21 protein-coding genes and 3 tRNA genes are annotated in these 19,914 nt (G+C 66.2%); 7 read left to right on the forward strand and 17 right to left on the reverse strand.

The genetic code is table 11. The annotated features are described in order from the left end of the window. Position 1: 1 nt before the first annotated feature. The 4 genes from AC1RAA_RS25635 (at position 2) to AC1RAA_RS25650 (ending at position 4,512) form a co-directional block, all read left to right on the forward strand. Positions 2-691, forward strand: coding sequence for an HAD family hydrolase (locus AC1RAA_RS25635; RefSeq protein WP_070062371.1), 690 nt, complete (start codon positions 2-4; stop codon positions 689-691). Beyond that, a complete protein-coding gene (pepN, locus tag AC1RAA_RS25640; protein ID WP_062473310.1) occupies positions 675-3,374 on the forward strand; it encodes an aminopeptidase N in 2,700 nt (899 codons plus the stop codon). The genes AC1RAA_RS25635 and pepN overlap by 17 nt, the downstream gene beginning before the upstream one ends. A 23-nt stretch (positions 3,375-3,397) precedes the next feature. After that, a complete protein-coding gene (locus AC1RAA_RS25645) occupies positions 3,398-4,411 on the forward strand; it encodes a class 1 fructose-bisphosphatase (RefSeq protein ID WP_070062369.1) in 1,014 nt (337 codons plus the stop codon). Positions 4,412-4,436: 25 nt separating this feature from the next. Beyond that, positions 4,437-4,512: transfer RNA gene (locus AC1RAA_RS25650), tRNA-Thr, on the forward strand. A gap of 79 nt (positions 4,513-4,591) precedes the next feature. On the opposite strand, the gene AC1RAA_RS25655 is transcribed toward AC1RAA_RS25650, so the two are convergent. The 4 genes from AC1RAA_RS25655 to AC1RAA_RS25670 form a co-directional block, all read right to left on the reverse strand. Then, on the reverse strand, positions 4,592-5,440 hold the full coding sequence (locus tag AC1RAA_RS25655; RefSeq protein ID WP_492728210.1) for an HNH endonuclease: 849 nt from the start codon (positions 5,438-5,440) through the stop codon (positions 4,592-4,594). 318 nt (positions 5,441-5,758) lie between these two features. Beyond that, entirely contained in the window at positions 5,759-7,330 is a 1,572-nt protein-coding gene (locus tag AC1RAA_RS25660; protein WP_492728212.1) for a hypothetical protein, read from the reverse strand. A gap of 104 nt (positions 7,331-7,434) precedes the next feature. After that, entirely contained in the window at positions 7,435-7,686 is a 252-nt protein-coding gene (locus tag AC1RAA_RS25665; protein WP_492728214.1) for a hypothetical protein, read from the reverse strand. Positions 7,687-7,945: 259 nt separating this feature from the next. Next, entirely contained in the window at positions 7,946-8,359 is a 414-nt protein-coding gene (locus AC1RAA_RS25670; RefSeq protein ID WP_492728216.1) for a hypothetical protein, read from the reverse strand. A gap of 109 nt (positions 8,360-8,468) precedes the next feature. Here AC1RAA_RS25670 and AC1RAA_RS25675 point away from each other — a divergent pair, with 109 nt between their 5' ends. Next, complete coding sequence (locus tag AC1RAA_RS25675; RefSeq protein WP_157627325.1) at positions 8,469-8,645, forward strand: hypothetical protein; 177 nt, start codon at positions 8,469-8,471, stop codon at positions 8,643-8,645. Positions 8,646-8,775: 130 nt separating this feature from the next. Here AC1RAA_RS25675 and AC1RAA_RS25680 read toward each other — a convergent pair whose 3' ends face one another. The 4 genes from AC1RAA_RS25680 to AC1RAA_RS25695 form a co-directional block, all read right to left on the reverse strand. Beyond that, positions 8,776-9,339: an HNH endonuclease gene (locus tag AC1RAA_RS25680; protein ID WP_492728218.1), complete on the reverse strand. Its 564-nt coding sequence runs from the start codon at positions 9,337-9,339 to the stop codon at positions 8,776-8,778. Between the two features lie 43 nt (positions 9,340-9,382). Next, positions 9,383-9,456 (reverse strand) — tRNA-His (locus AC1RAA_RS25685). Positions 9,457-9,491: 35 nt separating this feature from the next. Beyond that, positions 9,492-9,704 carry a short-chain dehydrogenase gene (locus AC1RAA_RS25690; RefSeq protein ID WP_492728220.1) on the reverse strand — a complete coding sequence of 71 codons (213 nt, stop codon included), beginning with the start codon at positions 9,702-9,704 and terminating at the stop codon, positions 9,492-9,494. A 140-nt stretch (positions 9,705-9,844) separates the two neighbouring features. Next, positions 9,845-9,921: transfer RNA gene (locus AC1RAA_RS25695), tRNA-Pro, on the reverse strand. A gap of 112 nt (positions 9,922-10,033) precedes the next feature. Between AC1RAA_RS25695 and AC1RAA_RS25700 the strand changes: the two genes are divergently transcribed. Together AC1RAA_RS25700 and AC1RAA_RS25705 are read left to right on the forward strand one after the other, a co-directional pair. After that, positions 10,034-10,537 carry a hypothetical protein gene (locus AC1RAA_RS25700; RefSeq protein WP_492728222.1) on the forward strand — a complete coding sequence of 168 codons (504 nt, stop codon included), beginning with the start codon at positions 10,034-10,036 and terminating at the stop codon, positions 10,535-10,537. Between the two features lie 3 nt (positions 10,538-10,540). Beyond that, positions 10,541-10,957: a hypothetical protein gene (locus AC1RAA_RS25705; protein ID WP_492699948.1), complete on the forward strand. Its 417-nt coding sequence runs from the start codon at positions 10,541-10,543 to the stop codon at positions 10,955-10,957. A gap of 14 nt (positions 10,958-10,971) precedes the next feature. Here the strand turns inward: AC1RAA_RS25705 and AC1RAA_RS25710 are convergent, their stop codons facing one another. From AC1RAA_RS25710 to AC1RAA_RS25750, 9 genes are read right to left on the reverse strand one after another with little or no spacing between them, the layout of a single operon-like run. Continuing rightward, on the reverse strand, positions 10,972-11,439 hold the full coding sequence (locus AC1RAA_RS25710) for an acyl-CoA thioesterase (RefSeq protein WP_492728224.1): 468 nt from the start codon (positions 11,437-11,439) through the stop codon (positions 10,972-10,974). After that, entirely contained in the window at positions 11,436-11,969 is a 534-nt protein-coding gene (locus AC1RAA_RS25715) for a MarR family winged helix-turn-helix transcriptional regulator (RefSeq protein ID WP_062473285.1), read from the reverse strand. Before AC1RAA_RS25715 ends, AC1RAA_RS25710 begins: the two co-directional genes overlap by 4 nt. Beyond that, complete coding sequence (locus AC1RAA_RS25720; protein ID WP_139702005.1) at positions 11,966-12,742, reverse strand: SDR family NAD(P)-dependent oxidoreductase; 777 nt, start codon at positions 12,740-12,742, stop codon at positions 11,966-11,968. The genes AC1RAA_RS25715 and AC1RAA_RS25720 overlap by 4 nt, the downstream gene beginning before the upstream one ends. A gap of 53 nt (positions 12,743-12,795) precedes the next feature. Next, entirely contained in the window at positions 12,796-13,545 is a 750-nt protein-coding gene (locus AC1RAA_RS25725; RefSeq protein WP_492728226.1) for an SDR family NAD(P)-dependent oxidoreductase, read from the reverse strand. After that, complete coding sequence (locus AC1RAA_RS25730) at positions 13,542-15,131, reverse strand: ATP-dependent acyl-CoA ligase (RefSeq protein WP_492728227.1); 1,590 nt, start codon at positions 15,129-15,131, stop codon at positions 13,542-13,544. Before AC1RAA_RS25730 ends, AC1RAA_RS25725 begins: the two co-directional genes overlap by 4 nt. Next, positions 15,121-15,852, reverse strand: a complete 732-nt coding sequence (locus AC1RAA_RS25735; protein WP_070062350.1) for an ABC transporter ATP-binding protein — start codon at positions 15,850-15,852, stop codon at positions 15,121-15,123. The genes AC1RAA_RS25730 and AC1RAA_RS25735 overlap by 11 nt, the downstream gene beginning before the upstream one ends. Next, positions 15,849-17,636, reverse strand: a complete 1,788-nt coding sequence (locus AC1RAA_RS25740) for a branched-chain amino acid ABC transporter ATP-binding protein/permease (RefSeq protein WP_095746373.1) — start codon at positions 17,634-17,636, stop codon at positions 15,849-15,851. The genes AC1RAA_RS25735 and AC1RAA_RS25740 overlap by 4 nt, the downstream gene beginning before the upstream one ends. Further along, on the reverse strand, positions 17,633-18,688 hold the full coding sequence (locus AC1RAA_RS25745) for a branched-chain amino acid ABC transporter permease (RefSeq protein ID WP_070062349.1): 1,056 nt from the start codon (positions 18,686-18,688) through the stop codon (positions 17,633-17,635). Before AC1RAA_RS25745 ends, AC1RAA_RS25740 begins: the two co-directional genes overlap by 4 nt. Positions 18,689-18,743: 55 nt before the next feature. Next, positions 18,744-19,907, reverse strand: a complete 1,164-nt coding sequence (locus tag AC1RAA_RS25750; RefSeq protein ID WP_492728229.1) for an ABC transporter substrate-binding protein — start codon at positions 19,905-19,907, stop codon at positions 18,744-18,746. Positions 19,908-19,914: the final 7 nt, after the last annotated feature.

Here is a 19,914-nt window from a genome sequence, read left to right on the forward strand (position 1 = left end):
GATGAGCCTGAACACCGGCAGGGTCGAAGCCCTGATCTTCGACATGGACGGCACCATGATCGACTCCATGCCCTGGCATGCGCGCTCGTGGGTGACCTTCGCGCAGCGCCATGGCGTGCAGCTCGACGTGAGCGAGATCCTCGCGCGCACCACGGGCCGCACCGGCACCGAGAGCATGCGCGAGCTGTTCGAACGCGAGCTCTCCGATGCCGAGTGCCAGGCCATGGTGCACGAGAAGGAAGAGATCTACCGCGAGCTCTTTCACGACAACTTCACCGAGGTGGCGGGCTTCACCGCCTTCGCCAAGGCCGCGGTGGCACGCGGCCTGAAGGTGGCGGTGGGCACGGCCGGCGACAGGCACAACATCGCGTTCGCCATGTCGCGCCTGAAGATGGACCCGCTGCCGCTGGCCATCGTCGGCGGCGACGAAGGCTTTTCGGGCAAGCCCACGCCCGCGATCTTCCTGGAAGCCGCGCGCCGCATCGGCGTGGCGCCCGAGCGCTGCATCGTCTTCGAAGACGCGCCCTTCGGCATCGAAGCGGCCCGCCGCGGCGGCATGCGCGCCGTGGCCGTGTGCAGCACCCATACGGCCGCCGAGCTGGCCGGCCCCCACGTGATCGCCGCCGTTCGCGACTACAACGAACTGGCCCATTCGAATTTTCTGGAGACCCTCGATGCTGCTTCAGCGTGACGCCCAAGGGCAACCCATTGCCATCCGACGCGAAGACTATGCCGCGCCGGCGTTCTGGATCGACACCGTCGACCTGACCTTCGACCTCGACCCCGCCAAGACCCGCGTGCTCAACCGCATGCAGCTGCGCCGCAACCCCGAGGTGCCGGCCCAGCCGCTGCGCCTGGACGGCGACGAGCTCAACCTGGCGCGCGTGCTCGTGAACGGCCAGGGCGCCTCGTTCCGCATGGAAGGCGACCAGCTCGTCATCGACGGTTTGCCCGACGCGTTCGAGCTCGAACTCTTCACCACCTGCTGCCCCATCAAGAACACCAAGCTGATGGGCCTGTTCGTGAGCGAAGACACCTTCTTCACGCAGTGCGAGGCCGAGGGCTTTCGCCGCATCACCTACTTCCTCGACCGTCCCGACGTGATGGCGATGTACACCGTCACGCTGCGCGCCAGCAAGGCCGCCTACCCGGTGCTGCTGTCGAACGGCAACCTCGTCGACCAGGGCGAGCTGCCCGAGGGCCGCCACTTCGCCAAGTGGGTCGACCCCTTCAAGAAGCCCAGCTACCTGTTCGCCCTGGTGGCGGGCAAGCTCGTGGCGCGCGAGCAGCGTATCAAGGCCCGCAGCGGCAAGGAACATCTGCTGCAGGTGTACGTGCGCGCCGGCGACCTCGACAAGACCGAGCACGCCATGAACTCGCTGGTCAACTCCGTGCTGTGGGACGAAGCCCGCTTCGGCCTGCCGCTCGACCTCGACCGCTTCATGATCGTGGCCACCAGCGACTTCAACATGGGCGCCATGGAGAACAAGGGCCTGAACATCTTCAACACGAAGTACGTTCTGGCCAACCAGGCCACCGCCACCGACGCCGACTACAGCAACATCGAAAGCGTGGTCGGCCACGAGTACTTCCACAACTGGAGCGGCGACCGCGTGACCTGCCGCGACTGGTTCCAGCTGTCGCTGAAAGAAGGCCTCACCGTCTTCCGCGACCAGGAGTTCAGCCAGGACCTGTGCGCCGACGCTTCGGCCCGCGCCGTGAAGCGCATCGAGGACGTGCGCGTGCTGCGCACCGCCCAGTTCCCCGAAGACGCCGGCCCCATGGCCCACCCGGTGCGGCCCGACAGCTACATCGAGATCAGCAACTTCTACACCGTCACCATCTACGAAAAGGGTGCCGAGGTCGTTCGCATGATGCAGACGCTGGTCGGCCGCAAGGGCTTCGAAAAGGGCATCACCCTGTACTTCGAGCGCCACGACGGCCAGGCCGTGACCTGCGACGACTTCGCCCAGGCCATTGCCGACGCCAACCCCGACTCCGAACTGGCCCGCCTGCTGCCCCAGTTCAAGCGCTGGTACAGCCAGGCCGGCACGCCCCGCCTTGCGGCGCATGGCGTGTACGACGCGCAGAACCGCAGCTACACCCTGAGCGTGGTGCAAAGCTGCCCGCCCACGCCGGGCCAGCAGACAAAAGAACCCTTCGTCATTCCGCTGAACATCGGCCTGCTCGACGCCGCCACCGGCCGCGAGCTGCCCATGCAGCTCGAGGGCGAGAGCGACGTGGCACGCGGCACCCGCACCATCGTGCTGTCGCGCGCCGGCGAGCAGATCACCTTCGTGGGCCTGGACGCCGAGCCCGTGCCGTCCATCTTGCGCGGCTTCAGCGCGCCGGTGATCCTCGACTTTGCCTACACCGACGCCCAGCTGCTCACCCTGCTGGCCAACGACCCCGATCCGTTCAACCGCTGGGAAGCCGGCCAACGCCTGGGCCTGCGCGCCGCGCTGCAAGCCATTGCGGCGCACGCCACCGACACCACGCCGGTGCTGAACGACGCCTACCTCGACGCCATGCGCGGCGTGCTGCGCCACCCGCAGCTCGACGCCGCCTTCAAGGAACTGGTGCTCACGCTGCCGTCGGAAACCTACATTGCCGAGCAGCTCGACGTGGTCGATCCGCAGCGCGTGCACCTCGTGCGCGAAGCCATGCGCGCCCAGCTCGCCACCGCCCTCTTCGCCGACTGGGAACAGGCCTACGAAGACAACAAGGACACCGGCGCCTACACGCCCGACCCGACCTCGTCGGGCCGCCGCGCACTGGCCGGCATGGCGCTCAACTTCCTGTGCCTGGCGGCGCGCGCCTCGGGCGACACCGTGTGGCCCGGCAAGACCCTGCAGCGTTTTAAAGACGCGGGCAACATGACCGACCGCTTCAACGCGCTCAACGCCCTCGTGTCGTCGGGCCACACCCTGGCGGCGCAGGCGCTCGCGCGCTTCCACGCCATGTTCAAGGACGAGGCGCTGGTCATCGACAAGTGGTTCTCGCTGCAGGCCGGCGCCAGTGACCGCGGCGGCGACATCCTGCCGCTGGTCAAGCAGCTCATGAAGCACCCCGACTTCTCGCTGAAGAACCCCAACCGCGCGCGCAGCGTGATCTTCAGCTACTGCAGCGGCAACCCCGGCGCCTTCCACCGCGCCGATGCGGCCGGCTACGTGTTCTGGAGCGAGCGCGTGATCGAGCTCGACGCCATCAACCCGCAAGTGGCCGCACGCCTGGCGCGCGCGCTCGACCGCTGGAGCAAGCTGGCCGAGCCCTACCGCAGCGCCGCACGCGAAGCGATTGCCCGCGTGGCCGCCAAGCCCGACCTCAGCAAAGACACCCACGAAGTCGTGACGCGCGCCCTCGCCGGAAACTGAACCCACTGAACCCCACAAGATCCATGGCTCAACAAAAAATCTCCTTCACCCGCTACCTCGTCGAGCAGCAACGCGCCGACGGCCTCATTCCCGGCCAACTGCGCCTGTTGCTCGAAGTGGTCGCACGCGCCTGCAAGAGCATCAGCCAGGCCGTCAACAAGGGCGCGCTGGGTGGCGTGCTCGGCACCGCCGAGAGCGAGAACGTGCAGGGCGAAATCCAGAAGAAGCTGGACATCATCGCCAACGAAGTGCTCATTGAAGCCAACGAATGGGGCGGCCACCTCGCGGCCATGGCCAGCGAAGAGATGGAAACCATCCACGTGGTGCCCAACCGCTACCCGCAGGGCGAATACCTCTTGATGTTCGACCCGCTCGACGGCAGCAGCAACATCGACGTCAACGTGAGCATCGGCACCATCTTCAGCGTGCTGAAGAAGCCCGACGACACCCCCGGCGTGCAGGAAGCCGACTTTCTGCAGCCCGGCAGCCAGCAAGTGGCCGCCGGCTACTGCATCTACGGCCCGCAGACCACCCTGGTGCTCACCGTGGGCAACGGCGTGGCCATGTTCACGCTCGACCGCGAGCAAGGCAGCTTCGTGCTCACGCAGGAAGACATCCAGATTCCGGCCGACACCAAGGAATTTGCCATCAACATGAGCAACATGCGCCACTGGGACGAGCCCGTGAAGCGCTACATCGACGAATGCCTGGCCGGCAAGGAAGGCCCGCGCGGCAAGGACTTCAACATGCGCTGGATTGCCAGCATGGTGGCCGACGTGCACCGCATCCTGATGCGCGGCGGCGTGTTCATGTACCCGTGGGACAAGCGCGAGCCCGAAAAGGCCGGCAAGCTGCGCCTGATGTACGAGGCCAACCCCATGAGCTGGCTCGTCGAGCAGGCCGGCGGCGCCGCCACCAACGGCAAGCAGCGGATCCTCGACCTGAAGCCCACCAAACTGCACGAGCGCGTGAGCGTGATGTTGGGTTCGCGTCACGAAGTGGAGCGTTTGACGCAGTACCACGCCGAGAAGCCTTGATTTCTTGGCTATAATCTGAGGCTTCGCCGGTGTAGCTCAGTCGGTAGAGCAGCTCATTCGTAATGAGAAGGTCGGGTGTTCGATTCATCTCTCCGGCACCAATTGAAAAGCCCGCTATCCAAAAGATAGCGGGCTTTTTTCATATGGTCGGCCACAAAAGTTCGTTCCGGCGACCTTCGTCTACCGGTTGCCACGTTGCTCGATCTTCTGGAGTTTCTCAATAAGTCCCGTATTCCTCGCTTGCGCATATTCGCCATAGTGAACTTCGCGGTGGCAGGTGGGGCAAAGAGCGGCAACGAATTGGGGGTGGTCCGGTCCACCGTCTGAAACGCGCGTGGTGTGATGAGGCTCAAGATAAGGGCCTCCTCCTTTGCGAAGGAACGGTGCGGGCTGTTCACAAAGCTCGCACACACCTGCGGCGCGCTGCAGCACGTAGTCACGAACAGCGCGGCTTCTCTCGTAAAGCATGCGATGCCCTTGCTTACCATCCTTTGAAGCGTCGGTTTTCGCCGCCGCAACTGCGCGGCGTCTTGCCTCTTCAAGCGTCAGGCCTATTGGCTTTTCGCTCGTCTCTCCAAGTTCGTCTCGTTCAAGGCGGGCCACCGGCACAAGTCGAAAGACGATCGCCTTTCGAGTTCTTTTATCTGCATCGATCGCGTCGACCCACTCGTGATCTTGATAGACAAACTCCCCAAGGTACTTCTGCCCTTTGCCTTTTCCGACCGTCCGAAAGAGATGCAGCGCCTTGCCCTGTGAAGAGTGATCGCGAATCGCGAGATTTCCCCGCTTGAATACCATGTCTCCACGCTGACCTTCTCCCGTGAAAAAGAAGGTCCCATCCTCATCGAAGTGATCCTTGTAGCCGTACTGCTCACCGCTATCACCGGTAAACAAGAAAACTACGAGGAAGTGCGCGGACGGTGAAATACCGCTTTGTCCGCTGCCTCCAAATGGTTCGTGAAGCTCCGTCTTACGGCGATAGATCTTGCCCAACGTAAATTCGGGCACACCGAGATTCAGATCTGACACGGGCTCATCTCTCCGCACAGGCAGCTCATAGTTAACGTTCGGTTCACTGTTGTGAACCCACTTTAACGTATGTCTCCTAAAAATCCCATGCAAGCATCTGACACCCACGATCTCTGCGTCTTCCGTGCGGCATGGACTAGCAGATGTACTGAAACCGCTGGCTTCTTCGAGGCAGGGCCAACTGATGGGCGTGCACAACAGAATGCTCATCCCGCAGTGCTAGGGGCTAGCAGTCAATCGGGATGCAACAAGTGCGTGGCGCCCCGTTCGCGATAGCTGGACCGCGTCTTGTGCACCTTGCAAAGGTGTCTACGTATCCTAGGAACGCTTAAGCAGCTTGCTCAAGATCCTGTGCCATAGCGATGGACCTCCAGGAAGTTCATGAAGTGAGGCTCGCGACCACTTCATTTTCTCTGGCTGCCACATGCCTTCTTCGTTCAACTTCTGTTGAAGAATTTCAGCCGAGTCCGCTACAAGATTTTCGTCGCGCACGATCATGAGCAAGAAATCCACCGAGATCGTTCTCGTCGAATAAGGCTCCATTGCGATACCAAGCACTTCCTTCAAGTGCGGATTCTTGAGCTTGCACCCTTCGCAATAGGTCATCAGTTGATGCCGCCGGTGCTCTAGATAGGTTTCATACGGCATGTCGCGAGGCGTTGGCAGCGCCATGACGACATACGCTCTCGTGCTATCGCGACGCCCAAGCACGGTCGACGTGTATCGCGTATCTTTCTTTTTGACACTACGTGCTCGATCAACGGCCGCGCCAAGCATCCGCCGAGTCGATCGCGATTCTTCCGCCATTTTTCGAAGAATCATCTCCTGCTGTACTGAAGGAGCGAGACTGTTAAGCGAAGCGGGTAAACGTACTACACCCGAAGACCCAGCCAATATGTGTGAGGTCTGAAACTCGATGAGGGCATCCCACAGATAGCTGACTCGATTTGCCTTCACCCGATTCCGATAGCGCTTGCTCGTCTTCAGCTCTTTCCATTCACCTTCACCGAGAAGAAACATGGCACCGGGGGGTATGTCAGGAAATTTCGGTCCCTCAAGCTCGTAAGTTGATGACGAGAGATAGCTCGCAAGCAGGTCCTCTTCGCCAGGAATGACAAGGAGTACCTCCTCTCGCCTAAAGAACTCTTCTTTCTTGCGAAGATACGCAACAAAGTCCGGGACGGTGTCCAGCTCACCCAAAACTACGTCGAGTGTCTGCTCGTCAAACACGTGGATCATGTGCGCTCTACCAAGAGGCCACCCCACTTGGAAGGGTGTGGCCCTGTGATCGGTGCCCACGATTTCAGTACGAATCATCAAACTTCCGGAACTGGGGCCAGACGTCGGATCGAAAAGCATCCCCGTCTCCGCATGCTCCACCGCAACAGTTTCCCAATATCTAGCGGCATGCTCGGTAGCGCCCTTCGCAACTGCAATCAGGTGAATTCGGCAGTGCTCGAGATCGGGGATCTCTATCGGGAGGCGATGTTGACACTGCCTATCCAAATAGAGCCGATCGGCATGGCGAAGGATCCAAGATTTCGCGCCGGCCAATTGGTTAGCTGATTTCTCTATGGCTCGCTTGTACCACCGTCCCCAGGCCACTTTGACGTCGGCGTGTGGGATGAATTCGCATTGTTTGTCCGAGAAGATCAGGATGTCATTGCCAAAAATTACCAGCAGATCGCAAAGCTCTTTGCCATCGCCCTTTCCCTTGCTTCGCCCCTCGTCCGTGAACACATTTGGATAGCTCCAAAGCGTAAGAAATGCTCTGCGAGCGAGTGCCGTCAAATAGCGCTCAGAGTCTGTTTGAGAATCACCAGCGAGGGCGTCGTGCCAAGCGGACAGCGGAGTTCCCGGCGGCAGCTCAGCAAATGGCAGCGACTTCATGCGGCGGATCGTACCGTTCAACCGCACCTACTTCGATTGGCAACATGCGACGCCAGATCAATCGATCGGCCACTCGATCACAGCATCAGTCTTGACGCACGCCGCTAGATTCTGTCTGCCATTGCACGATGAAGCAGTCTCGATGCATCGCCGGCCAAGTCAGCGGCAATCCACATGATGTTGTCCCGATGCCGAGGGCCAATCGCCTCGAACCACTCGCCCTCGTCCCCATAGCAGCAACTCAGCAAAGACTGCAGCTGGGTCAGCTTGTTCTCAAGGATGTCTGACGCGTCCGGCTGGTGGTTCGCGTCGTGGGATTCGGGCGTGGTTTGCCCGGCGATAATTTGATCAGCCATCTGGTGTGCTCCTTACCAAAGTCATGCACGTCACTTGGTCAGACGGTCAGGGTGTTAGCGCACCCTGGCCGTCGCCTTTTGTGCCTCACATCGACATCGCTGCGGTGTGCATCGATGTCCCGCCGTGAGGCGCGGCGGTCATTCAAATGTAGGGAGAGAAGCGCGTCAGCGGAAGCCTCTCACGGTGAACAAATGAGGACTCGCGTCGACTTGTAGTCACGCACGCGAAGGCGATCGCCCTGCGAATCGCGCACCGGCCTCAACCAGCCCCCGCCGCCCACGCCTCCACCCGCCGCACCAACGCATCCCGCCGCGCCACCACCTCCGCCAACAGGTACTGCCGCGCCTGCTCTTGCGCCACGTCGCTCGACAGAAACCACTGCTCGCGCTCGGCGCTGCCTTGCGGTGGCGGGGTGCCCCACCCTGCTTCGCCGTTTGCGCCTCTGAACGCTTCGGTCATGGGCAGGCGACCGTCGGTCTTGCCGATGCTCGACAACGCATCGGGCGGGCCGTCGAGCGCGATGCGCACGTGCACGACGCTCTCGCCTTCGGTGTGGATCAATGCGCCCAGGCCGCCCTCGCGGTGCACGCGCCACAGCTCGGCCGCGGAGGCGTTGCGGACCCAGCTCTCCAGGGCGCGGACCAGGCTCTCGAGAATGATTTGTTGGTTCATGAGGAATATTTCACACGTTTCTGTCTGGTGTCGGCAAGCGGCCACGGTGCGATGGGGCCAAAAAGCCGTTGTAACTTCTTGCCTTGGCGCCTGCGCTATATTTCTTGGCATGGAAAAGGCATCCGACATAGGCAAACCCACGGTTCCGATCGATCTGATCGGGCCGGAGCATTGGGTCCGTTCACGGCGCGGCCCTCGCCGTACGACGAAGGTGCTCTTCATCTTGCTCGGCGGGCTCGCAGCAGCCACAGCAGTGGCTTACAGCTTCTTCGGCGCGGGGCGCTGAACACAAGCAAACAAGCAAGCCGCCCACGCCTCCACTGATTCACTCACTCGCTCACCGCGAGCCGCACAAGGCAAAGCCCGCTGTCCGTTGATCCAACGGGCAGCGGGCTTTTCTCTTTGTGCGCGCGGCGCTACTGCAGCCGCGAGCCACGCGGCAGGCGCTTGGCCAGCCACTCGTGCACGTCCGCACGGATGTTGCGGCCTTCGAGCAGGAAGTTCTCGAAGCGGCTCGGCACGTACGGCAGGTAGACCAGCGGCATGCCGGCTTCTTCGGGCGTGCGCGCGGCCTTGCGGTTGTTGCAGACGGCGCAGGCGCTCACGAGGTTGGTCCAGCTCCACGGGCCGCCGCGCGACTCGGGCATGACGTGTTCGCACTGCAGGTCGCGATCGGCGAACACCTGCGCGCAGTAGGCGCAGGTGTGGCGGTCGCGGCGCAGCAGCTTGGCCTTGGTCACGCCGGGCACGACGTCGAAGAGGTTGATCTTCGACGCGCCGCGCAGCGCGATGATGGGCGCGACGTCGATGCGCGACTGCACACCGCGCGCCACGTTGAAGCCGCCGCGCAGCGTGGCCAGCGGCAGCGCGCCTTCTTCCCAGGCCACGTTGCCGATGGCGTAGTGCAACACCGCCTGCTCCAGCGAGATCCAGGCTTGCGGCGTGCCCTGAATATCGAGTTGCAGGACGTGTGAATGCATGACGAATCGCCTCCCTTCGCGGCGATGGCTTGTGGTGAACGGATGGGGTGCACGAACGGAATCGAACCGTTGTCAGCGGGACCACAACCCGCGGCTCTGCCATTGAGCTACACGCACCATTGAAGAAACAGAAGACGAGCAGTGCCGAGCTGCTACCACTCGCCCGATGCGCGCACGCGCTGGTCGAGGTCGAGGCTGTCGAGTGGCGCCTCGCTGCCGCCCTGCAATGCCGACGCGCGATCGGCCACGTAGCGTGTCCCGAGCCCCACGCCGAAGCGCTGGGCCAGCGACCACACCATGTGCCTGCGCGGCAGCGGTGCCGGGTGCACGGCGATCATCCGGATCGGTGAGTTGCGCTTGCGCATGAGGGCCTCCTTGGTGGGTAACGAAAAAAGAAAGTAATGACTTGAAAAATGTCCGGTGACGGGTTCCGGCGCCGCCCTATCTTTGCGGCCGGTTTCCACGGGCGGGCCACGCGTTGGCATGGCCCGGTCCCGCTCGGGTGTGGTCCGTGTGGCAGGAGTTGAACCTGCGACCCTCTGGTCCCAAACCAGATGCGCTACCAGGCTGCGCCACACACGGAAGAAAAACTAAGAAAGCCTGCCCGCGCTTCCATTTCGGTTGTGTCCTCACGCGACGGGCCGCGCGCTGGGCGCGGCCCCGTCGAACGTCGCTGCACAGGAGTGATCAACTCATGCACATCCCGCCAGACCGTCGACGCGGCAATTTCTGGCGGTGGGGTGAAGGCACACCCGAAATGGAAAGCGGCAAAAAACAAAAAGGCCCGGAACCTTGCGGTGTCCGGGCCTCTTTGCGAGAGAGCTTGAGAGATGCGCGCCTACGCGCGACCTCCACCCGGGGGCACCTGATGAGCCTCGAACTGACCACCCACGCGCAGACGGGCTGCGGCTTTGGCGGCGTACGCGGTGTTCAGGTGCGAAGACAACGACAGGGGCGACGGCATGTCGAAACCATGGCAGAACCCGACGCGCACGAGCGGTCGGCCCGAGGCGGGTCGAATGCTGGTGAGGGTCAGTGCGGTGTTCACGATGGTTCCTGGTCAAAAATTGCCGCTGTCGGCTGTAAGGGGTTGGAAAAAAGGGACGGCTTGTGCCGTGAATTGGAGGAGACTGTAAAGAGTGTTTACGGCGACGTCAACAACCGGGACAATCTTTTCTTGTCTTGTTGTTGTTTTTGAACAGTGCCCCATACCACCGTCGCGCGCCGCCGCAATGCGCTTGTGCTGCATCGCCGCTTTCTCGAGGACGCCGTCGCGGCGGGCCTGCCCGCCAAGGGGCTCGACCAGGCGTTCGCGCGCAAGCTCGAAATCTCTCCGAGCATGTGGAGCCAGATCAAGAGTGCGCGGCCCATCGGCGACAAGCTCGCACGGCAGATCGAACGGCACTGCGACGTGGCCGCCGGCTGGCTCGACGAAGACAACACTGCGCCTTCGGAAGCACCGCCCGACGCGGCGGAAGAGCGCTTCGTGGCGGCCGCGCGTGAGGCGTGGCGACAGGCCAATGCAAAAGGAAAGCGGGAACTCAGTGGCTGGCTGAAGAAGCACGCGCTGGAGAAGAAGGCGCTCGAGCCTGCCGACGGCCCTGCGCCGGCGCCCTAGCCTTGCTCAGGCCTTCAGGCCTTGCCAGCGGGCTCGGAAGCAGCCAGGGCCGGCGCATCGCGCAGGATGGCCGCGCGCATGTCGTCCGGCACGGCGATGGCGCGGTGCGTGTCGAGCGAGGTCGTCACCAGCACCTGCCGCACCTGCATGCGCACTTCGCCCGTGGTGGGCTCGAAACAGCGCAACGACAGCGTGATCGAGCGCGAACCCAACTGTGCCACCGAGAGGCCGAGCATCACGTGGTCGCCCATGCGGCTCACGGCGCGAAAGTCGGCGTCGAGCTTCACGGTCGGCAGGCCGACGCGGCGCTCGCCGATCAGTGCGTGGTAGCCCACGCCGAGCCCGTCGCTCACCCAGTCTTCGACCAAGCCGTTGAGCATCACGAAGTACTGCGGATAGAAGACGATGCCCGCTGGGTCGCAGTCGGAAAAGCGGATCAGGCGCGGGCGCTGGAACTCCACACCACCGCCCTCGCCGCTCATGCGCGGTCCTCGACCGCGCCGTCGCCGCGCATCACGTGCACGCGCAGCAGCCCGAGCTGGTTGTGCATCTGCTTGACGGTCTTCATGTCCAGGCCCGAGAACATCTCGAGGATCCATTGCTCGTGCTCGGTGGCCATGGCTTCGAAGGCGTTGCGGCCTTCGGGCGTGAGGCTCACGATCCAGGCGCGGCGGTCGTCGGGGCTGGGCGCGCGCGCCACCATGCCTTCGCGCTCGAGCTCGTCGGTCAGGCCGGTGACGTTGCCGCCGGTCACCATCAGGTAGCGCGAGAGCACGCGCATCTTCAGGCCGTCTTCGTAGCGGTACAGCTGGGCCATGTAGTCGAAGCGCGCCAGCGAGATGCCGAAGCGCTCGCGCAGCCGGCGCCGGATCTCGGCCTCGATCTGCGTGGTGCTCGCGAGCATGCGCAGCCACAGCTTGAGCATGGCATGGTCTTCATGGCCGGCGCGGGCTTCGTGGCCGAGTTCTTCGGCGTCGCTCAGCACGGCGTGGGAGGCATCGTTGCGACTCATGTGACTTCTCCTCCGGAAACGGAGATCGACTGGCCCGTGACCGAGGCGGCGCCTTCGCCGCACAGCCAGCGCACGGCGTCGGCCACTTCGGCGGGCTGCACGATGCGCTTTTGCGGGTTCACGCTGGAGAACTCGGCCAGCGCATCGGCTTCGCTGCGGCCCGTCTTGCCGACCACGTTGGCGACGCTGTTGCGCAGGATGTCGGTGTCGGTGTAGCCCGGGCACACGGCGTTCACGGTGATGCCCTTGCGCGCCACTTCGAGCGCCAGCGCGCGCGTGAGGCCGATCACGCCGTGCTTGGCGGCCGTGTAGGCCGACACGTAGGCGTAGCCCTTCTGCCCGGCCGTGCTGGCGATGTTGACGATGCGGCCCCAGCCGGCGTCGAGCATGTCGGGCAGCGCGGCCTGCGCGCACAGGAAGCTGCCGGTGAGGTTGACCGACAGCATGCGCTGCCACAGCTCGACCGAGGTCTTCAGGAACGGCGCGCTCTCGGCGGCGCCCGCGTTGTTGACCAGCACGGTCACCGCCCCGCGCTCGGCCCGCGCCTGCGCAAAGGCCGACTGAACAGCCTCCGGGTCGGCCACGTCGGCCGCCACCACGCCGTGGCCGCTGCCGGCCAGGGTCTCGGCCACGCGCTGCAGGGCCTGCGCGTCGCGGCCCAGCAAGGTCAGCACTGCCCCCTGGGCAGCGAGGGTGCGGGCGATCTCTGCGCCGATGCCGCGAGCGGCGCCGGTGACGAGGGCATGACGGCCAGTGAGCGAATTTGTGTGCATACCTGAATGGTTTAGTTCTGAATCATTTTAGCCATTTGCGCACCAGCAGGGTGCTACCGCATGAAACGGCCGCCGTTGAGGTCCAGCGTCGCGCCGGTCATGAAGGCGGCGGCCGGCGAGGCCAGGTAGACGACGGCGACGGCCACCTCGTCGGCCAGCCCGAAGCGACCGAGCGGGATGCCGGCCTTCAGCGCCTGCTGCCGCTCGGGTGGCAGCGCGGCGAGCGCGGGGCTGTCGATGGCGGCGGGCGCCAGCGCGTTCACGGTCACGCCGTGCGGCGCCAGTTCCTGCGCAAAGGACCGCGTCAGCGCCAGCAGGCCGGCCTTGCTGGCCGCGTAGTGCACGCCGGTGGCACTGCTGACCTGCTGCCCGGCCAGCGAGGCCAGGTTGACGATGCGGCCCGCGCCGCGTTCGCGCATGTGCCTTCCCGCGATGCGGCAGCCGAAGAAGCTGCCGCGCAGGTTGATGGCGAGCACGTCGTCCCACTCGGCGGGCGTGATGTCCCACAGCGAGGTGGTCGGCGTGCGCGCCGCGTTGTTGACCAGGATGTCGACCGCGCCGAAGTGCGCCACGGCCTGCGCGAAGCGGTCGCCGAAAGCCTGCTCGTCGCGCACGTCGAGCGGCAGCGCGAGGCCGTTCACCTCGGCGGCGACGGCCTGGGCGTTGGCTTCGTCGATGTCGGCCAGCGCGACGCGCGCACCGGCCTGTGCCAGCCCGCGCGCGATGGCCGCGCCCAGCCCCTGCCCCGCGCCGGTCACGAAGGCCACGCGCCCTGCCAGCGGAAGCGCGGTGGCGTGCGTCATCCGGCTTTGGCGGGCCGACCGTCCCAGGTCTGCGGCCCCACGCCGCGCTCGCGCAGCTTGAACTTCTGCACCTTGCCGTTCTCGGTGCGCGGCAGGTCGGGCAGGAGGTCGATGTAGCGCGGCACCGCGAAGTACGGCAGGCGGCCCTCGCAGAAACGCGCCAGTTCGGCCGGGTCGATGACGACGCCGTCGCGCGCCACCAGCGCGGCCATCACCTCGTCTTCGGCCAGCTCGGAGCGCACGGGGTACACGGCGCACGAGGCCACGCCGGGGTGGCTCAGCAGCACCTGCTCGACCTCGAAGGACGAGATGTTCTCGCCGCGCCGGCGGATCGCGTCCTTGATGCGGTCCACAAAGCGGAACGCGCCGTCGGCATCGCGCACCACGCGGTCGCCGGTGTGGAACCACAGGTTGCGCCAGGCCTCGACGGTCTTCTCTGGCATGTGGAAGTAGCCGCTGGCAAAGGCATAGGGCTCGTCGGCACGCAGCAGCAGTTCGCCGGCCTCGCCGGGTGGCAGCGGCACGTCGTCTTCGTCGGCCACGCAGGCCTGGAAGCCGGGGCGCAGCCAGCCCATGACGCCGCCGCGCGGCGAATCGGGCGCGGTGGCAATGGCGAAGTTGGTTTCGGTCGAGCCGTAGCCTTCGAGCAGCGCCACGCCCGTGCGCGCCTGGAAGGCCTGCCCTGCCGCCGCAGGCACGCCGGGCCCGAGGCCGGTGCGCACGCGATGGTTGCGCTCGCCCTCGCCTTCGGGCTGGGCCAGAAGGATCGGCACCATCGCGCCGAGCAGGTAGACCACGGTCGCGCCGTTGGCGCGCATCGCCGGCCAGAAGCCCGAGGCGGAGAAGCGCGACTCGAACACCACCTCGGCCCCGGTGAGCGCGGCCTGCGCGAAGGTGTTGAGTGCGTTGATGTGAAACAGCGGCAGCGTGGTGCACAGCACGTCGTCGCGGCCGACGCCGAGCACCTCGGCGCTGTTCACACCCCACCAGAAGTACTGCGCCTGCGGGCAGATGACGCCCTTGGCCGGGCCCGTGGTGCCCGAGGTGTAGAGGATGGCGAGCGGGTCGCCCGGCTGCACCGTGGCTGGCGGCAGGGCCTGCGCACCCGGCGGGTAGGCCGACACGCGCACGCCGGCGGGCGGTGTCCACGGCGTTTCGGCCTCGCCGACCGCCCACACTTCGCGCAGCGCCGTGCGGGCCAGGTCGGCCGTGGCCAGTCGATCGAGAAAGCCCGCCTCGATCACCAGCAGCTTCGCCTCGCTGTTCGCGAGGAAGTACTCGATCTGCGGCCCCATCGACGCGGTGTTGACCGGCACGACCGAGGCACCGAGCCAGCCCGCGCCGAGGAAGGTGTCGAGGAACTCGATGCGGTTGCCGCACATCACGGCGATGCGGTCGCCGCGCGCCACGCCGTGCTGGGCCAATGCACCGGCGCGCGTGGCCGCGGCGTCGGCCGCATCGGCGTGCGTCCATTGCCGGCCCGCGATGCGCAGCAGCGGGCGGCTGCCGAACAGCGCCGCCTGCCGCTGCAGCATGGCGGGCAGCGTGCGCTGCGCCGGCGGCACCGCGCGCGGGTCACTCGTCATCGTGCGTGCCTCCGCCGAGGTAGGTGGCCTGCACGCGCGGGTCGCTCGCGAGGTCACCGGAAGCACCGGACAGCGCGATCTCGCCGGTTTCCAGCACGTAGCCTTCGTCCGAGCTTTCGAGCGCGGCGCGCGCGTTCTGCTCCACCAGCAGGATCGACACGCCGTCGTCGCGCAGCTTGCGCACGATGGTGAGGATGTCGCGCACGATCAGCGGCGCCAGGCCCAGGCTGGGCTCGTCGAGCATCAGCAGGCGCGGCGCCGACATGAGCGCGCGGCCCACCGCCAGCATCTGCCGCTCGCCGCCCGAGAGCGTGTCGGCGCGTTGCGCGCGGCGTTCGGCCAGTCGTGGAAAGCGGTCGTACACCGATTGCAGCTGCTTCTTCATCGCATCGCCGCGCAGCCGCTTGGCGTAGGCGCCGAGCTGCAGGTTGTCGAGCACGGTGAGTTCGCCGAACAGCTCGCGGCGTTCGGGCACGAGGCACAGCCCGCGCTCCACGCGCGACTCCACATCGAGCCCCTGCAGGTCTTCACCTTCGAAGCGCAGCGTGCCCTTGCACGGCAGCAGGCCCATGGCCGCGGCCAGCAGCGTGGTCTTGCCCGCGCCGTTGGGGCCGATCACCGAGATGATCTGGCCCCGCTGCACGTCCAGCGACACGCCGCGCACGGCCTCGACCTGCCCGTACGACACATGCAGGTCCCCGATCTCCAGCATCGCGGTCATACAACGCTCCCCAGGTAAGCCGCCTGCACACGCTCGTCCGCGCGCACCGCCGACGGCACGCCCTCCACGAGCTTGGAGCCGAAGTTCATCACCACCAAACGGTCCACCAGTTTCATCACGAAGTCCATGTCGTGTTCGACGATCAGGATGGTCACACCCTCCTCGCGCAGCTTGCGCAGCAGGTCGCCCAAGGCCATCTTTTCCTTGCGGCGCAGGCCGGCCGCGGGCTCGTCGAGCACCAGCAGCACGGGGTCGGCGGCCAGCGCGCGCGCAATCTCCAGGATGCGCTGCGTGCCCAGCGGCAGGCTGCCCGCGAGCTCGTGCGCGCGGTCGCCCAGGCCGATGCGGTCAAGCTGGCGCTGCGCCTCCTGCAGGATCTGGCTTTCTTCCGTGCGGTCCAGTCGCAGGCCCGCCTTCAGGATGCCCGAGCGCGTGCGCGAGTGCGCGCCCAGCGCCACGTTGTCCAGCAGGCTCATGTGCGGGCGCAGCTTCACGTGCTGGAAGGTGCGCGCCAGCCCGAGCCGCGCCACCGCGCGCTGCGGCATGCCGGCGATGTCGTGCTCGAGAAAGCGCACCTGGCCCGCGCTCATCGGCAGCGTGCAGGTCAGCAGGTTGAACATGGTCGACTTGCCCGCGCCGTTGGGCCCGATGAGGCCGATGATCTCGCCCGCCTTGACGTCGAAGCTCACGTCGTTCACCGCTACCAGCCCGCCGAAGCGCTTCACGGCGCCGTTGACCGACAGCACCTGCGTGCCGCGCGCCGGCAGCTGCCGGTGCGGCAGCGGCTCGACCGGCGCACCGGTGTAGCGCGAGGCGCCCTGCGGCGCGGCGCGCCGGCGCGTCCAGCGCCGCAGCAGGCCCATCACGCCGCCGCGCGCAAAGTGCAGCAGCAGGATGAACAGCGCCGCGAAGGCCACGGCCTCCAGCTGGCCCGCGCGCTGCGTGAGCATCGGCAGCACGTCCTGCAGGCCGTTCTTGAGCACCAGCACCAGCGCCGCGCCCACCAGCGCGCCCGCCAGCTGCCCGAGCCCGCCGGCCACGGCCATCAGCAGGTACTCGATGCTGGCGCGCACGTCGAAGGGCGACGGGCTCACGAAGCGGTTCATGTGCGCATAGAGCCAGCCCGCCAGCCCTGCGAACAGCGCCGCCGTGACGAACAGCGACAGCCGCACGCGGTACGCATCCGCGCCCACGCTGGCCAGCAGCGTGGCGCCGCCGCGCAGCCCGCGAATCGCGCGGCCGGGGCGCGACTGCAGCAGGTTGTGGCTGAACAGGCAGGCCAGCCCGACCACCACCCAGATCAGGTAGTACATCGCGCGCGGATCGGCCAGCGACCAGCCGCCGATCTGCAGCGCCGGGATGTTCGACAGGCCCGTGTGCCGCCCGAGCGCATCGACGTTGCCGAACAGCATCGCGATCGACAGCCCCCAGGCGATGGTGCTCAGCGGCAGGAAGTGCCCTCCCAGGCGCAGCGTGAGCATGCCGATGGCCAGCGCCGACAGGCCCGTGAGCAGCAGCGCGAACAAGAGCCCCAGCCACGGCGACAGGCCCTGCGCGGTGGTGAGCCACGCCGTGGCGTAGGCCGCGATGCCCACGAAGGCCGCCTGGCCGAACGAGGTGGCACCGCCCACGCCGGTGAGCAGCACGAGGCCCAGCGCCACCAGCGCGCCGATGCCGATGTCGTTGAGCAGCGAGACCGTGAAGCTGCCCGCCACGGCCGGCACCAGGGCCAGCACGACGATGACGCCCGCGATCCACGCCATGCGTTTCGTGTTGCCGTTCATTGGTCCACCTCGTCTTCTTCCTCTTCCGAATGGGCCGCCATGAAGGAGCGCAGCATGAGCACCGGGATCAGCAGGCTGAACACGATCACGTCTTTGAGCGCGCCGCTCCAGAACGACGCGAAGCTCTCGACCACGCCGACCGCCAGCGCGCCGATGGCCGTCATCGGGTAGCTCACGAGCCCGCCGATGATCGCGGCCACGAAGGCCTTCAGGCCGATGATGAAACCCGAGTCGTAGTACATGGTGGTCACCGGCGCGATCAGCACGCCGATGAGCCCCGCCAGCAGCGAGGCGCAGCCGTAGGCCAGCAGCGCCGTGCGCACCGGCCGGATGCCGACCAGCCGCGCGCCCACGCGGTTCACGGCCGTGGCGCGCAGCGCCTTGCCGGCCACCGTGCGCTCGAACACCAGGAAGAACAGCCCGCTCAGCACCACGGCCGCCCCCACCATCAGCACCACCTGGCCGCTGACCGTGAAGCCGTCGCCCAGCGTGAACACCGCGCTCGTGAGCGGCGTGGTGCGCGAACCTTCAGGCCCGAAGAACAGCAGGCCCAGGCCCGACAGCAGGAAGTGCAGCGCCAGCGACACGATCAGCAGCACCAGCACCGAGGCATCGGCGATCGGCTGGAACACCACGCGCGCCAGCAGCGGCGCGATGGGCACCACCAGCAGCACGGCCACCGCGATGTGCACGGCCACCGGCACGCCGGGCCGCGCCGCCAGCCAGGCGAGCACGCACGGAATGGCGGGCAGCACGCCCCACATCAGCACCGCTTTCGGGATGCGCGCGGCCTCGCCGCGCCGCAGCAGGCTGCCGATTTCGGTGGCCAGCGCCAGCGCGGCCAGCACCGCGACCATGCCGATGGTCGGCGGCACGCGGCCGGTCTCGAAGGCCGCCAGCGACAGCGCGGCAAAGGCCGCGATGTCGCCGAACGGCACGAACACCACCCGCGTGACCGAGAAGATCAGCACCAGCCCGAGCCCGGCCAGCAGATAGACGGCACCGTTGGCCAGGCCGTCGGTGACGAGGATCAATGCCACGTCCCAGTTCATAGAAAAACCTCTGTCGGAGTCATCGTTGTCGTTGTCGTGAAGGGAAACAGGAGATTCAAGGGGCGAGCTTCCATTGGCCGTTGTCGAGCTTGACGATCACGCGGGCGCGCTCGTCCACGCCGTACAGGCTGCCGGGCTTGAAGGTGTAGACGCCGTGCGTGCCGACCACTTCCTTGGTGCTGAAGATGGCGTCGCGCAGCGCCACGCGGAACTCGGGCGTGCCCGGCTCGGCCTTCTTCATGGCGCGCGAGGCGGCGTCCACAAACACCAGCCAGCCGTCGAACGAGTAGGCCGAGAAGGCGTCGCTGGTGGGTGCGTTGTTGACCTTCTGGAACACGGCGCGGAAGTCGGTCGCGATCTTCTTGGTCGGGTAGTCGGCCGGCAGCTGCTCGGCGACGATCACCGGGCCCGTGGGCATGAGCGCGTTCTGGCCGGCCGCGCCGACCACGCGCACGAAGTCGGGGTTGATCAAGCCGTGCTGGCCGTACACGCCGCCCTTGAAGCCGCGCTCCTGCAGCGCCAGGAACGGCAGCGCGCCCGGCGTGCCGGCGCCGCCGGTCATCACCGCGTCGGGGCGCAGCGCCACGATCTTCAGCACCTGGCCGGTCACCGAGGCGTCGGCGCGCGCGTAGCGCTCGTTGCTCACCACCTTGATGCCGGCGCCCGGCGCGGCCTTGTTGAGGGCCTCGTACACCAGGTCGCCCCAGGCGTCGGAGAAACCGATGTAGCCCACCGTCTTGACGTTGTTGCGCTTCATGCGCTCGACCACCGCGTCGATCATGAGCTGCGTGGGCTGCGCCACCGTCATGACCCACGGGTTCTCGTTGGGGTCGAGCAGGATGGGCGTGAGGCCGATCATCGGCGTCTTGGCCTCCTTGCCCACCTGCGCCATCGCGATGGCCGACGGCACGCCCGAGGTGCCCATGAGCACGTCGACCTTCTCGTCCTCGATGAGCTTGCGCGCGTTGCGCCCGGCCGTGGTCGGGTCGGAGCCGTCGTCCAGCACCACGAGCTGGATCTTGCGGCCGTTGACCTCGCCCTTGTAGGCCAGCGCGGCCTGCATGCCCTTGGCGTACGGCACGCCCAGCGAGGAGTTGGGGCCCGACAGCGACACGCTGAGTCCGACCTTGAGGTCGGCCGCCAGTGCGCTCGCCACACCACAGGCGGTCAGCGCCGCGGCGAGGGCACCGCGCGTCAAGGTCTGCATCAGGTTCTTCATGTCGTAG

It is taken from the genome of Variovorax sp. GW823-FHT04F07 (assembly GCF_058795995.1).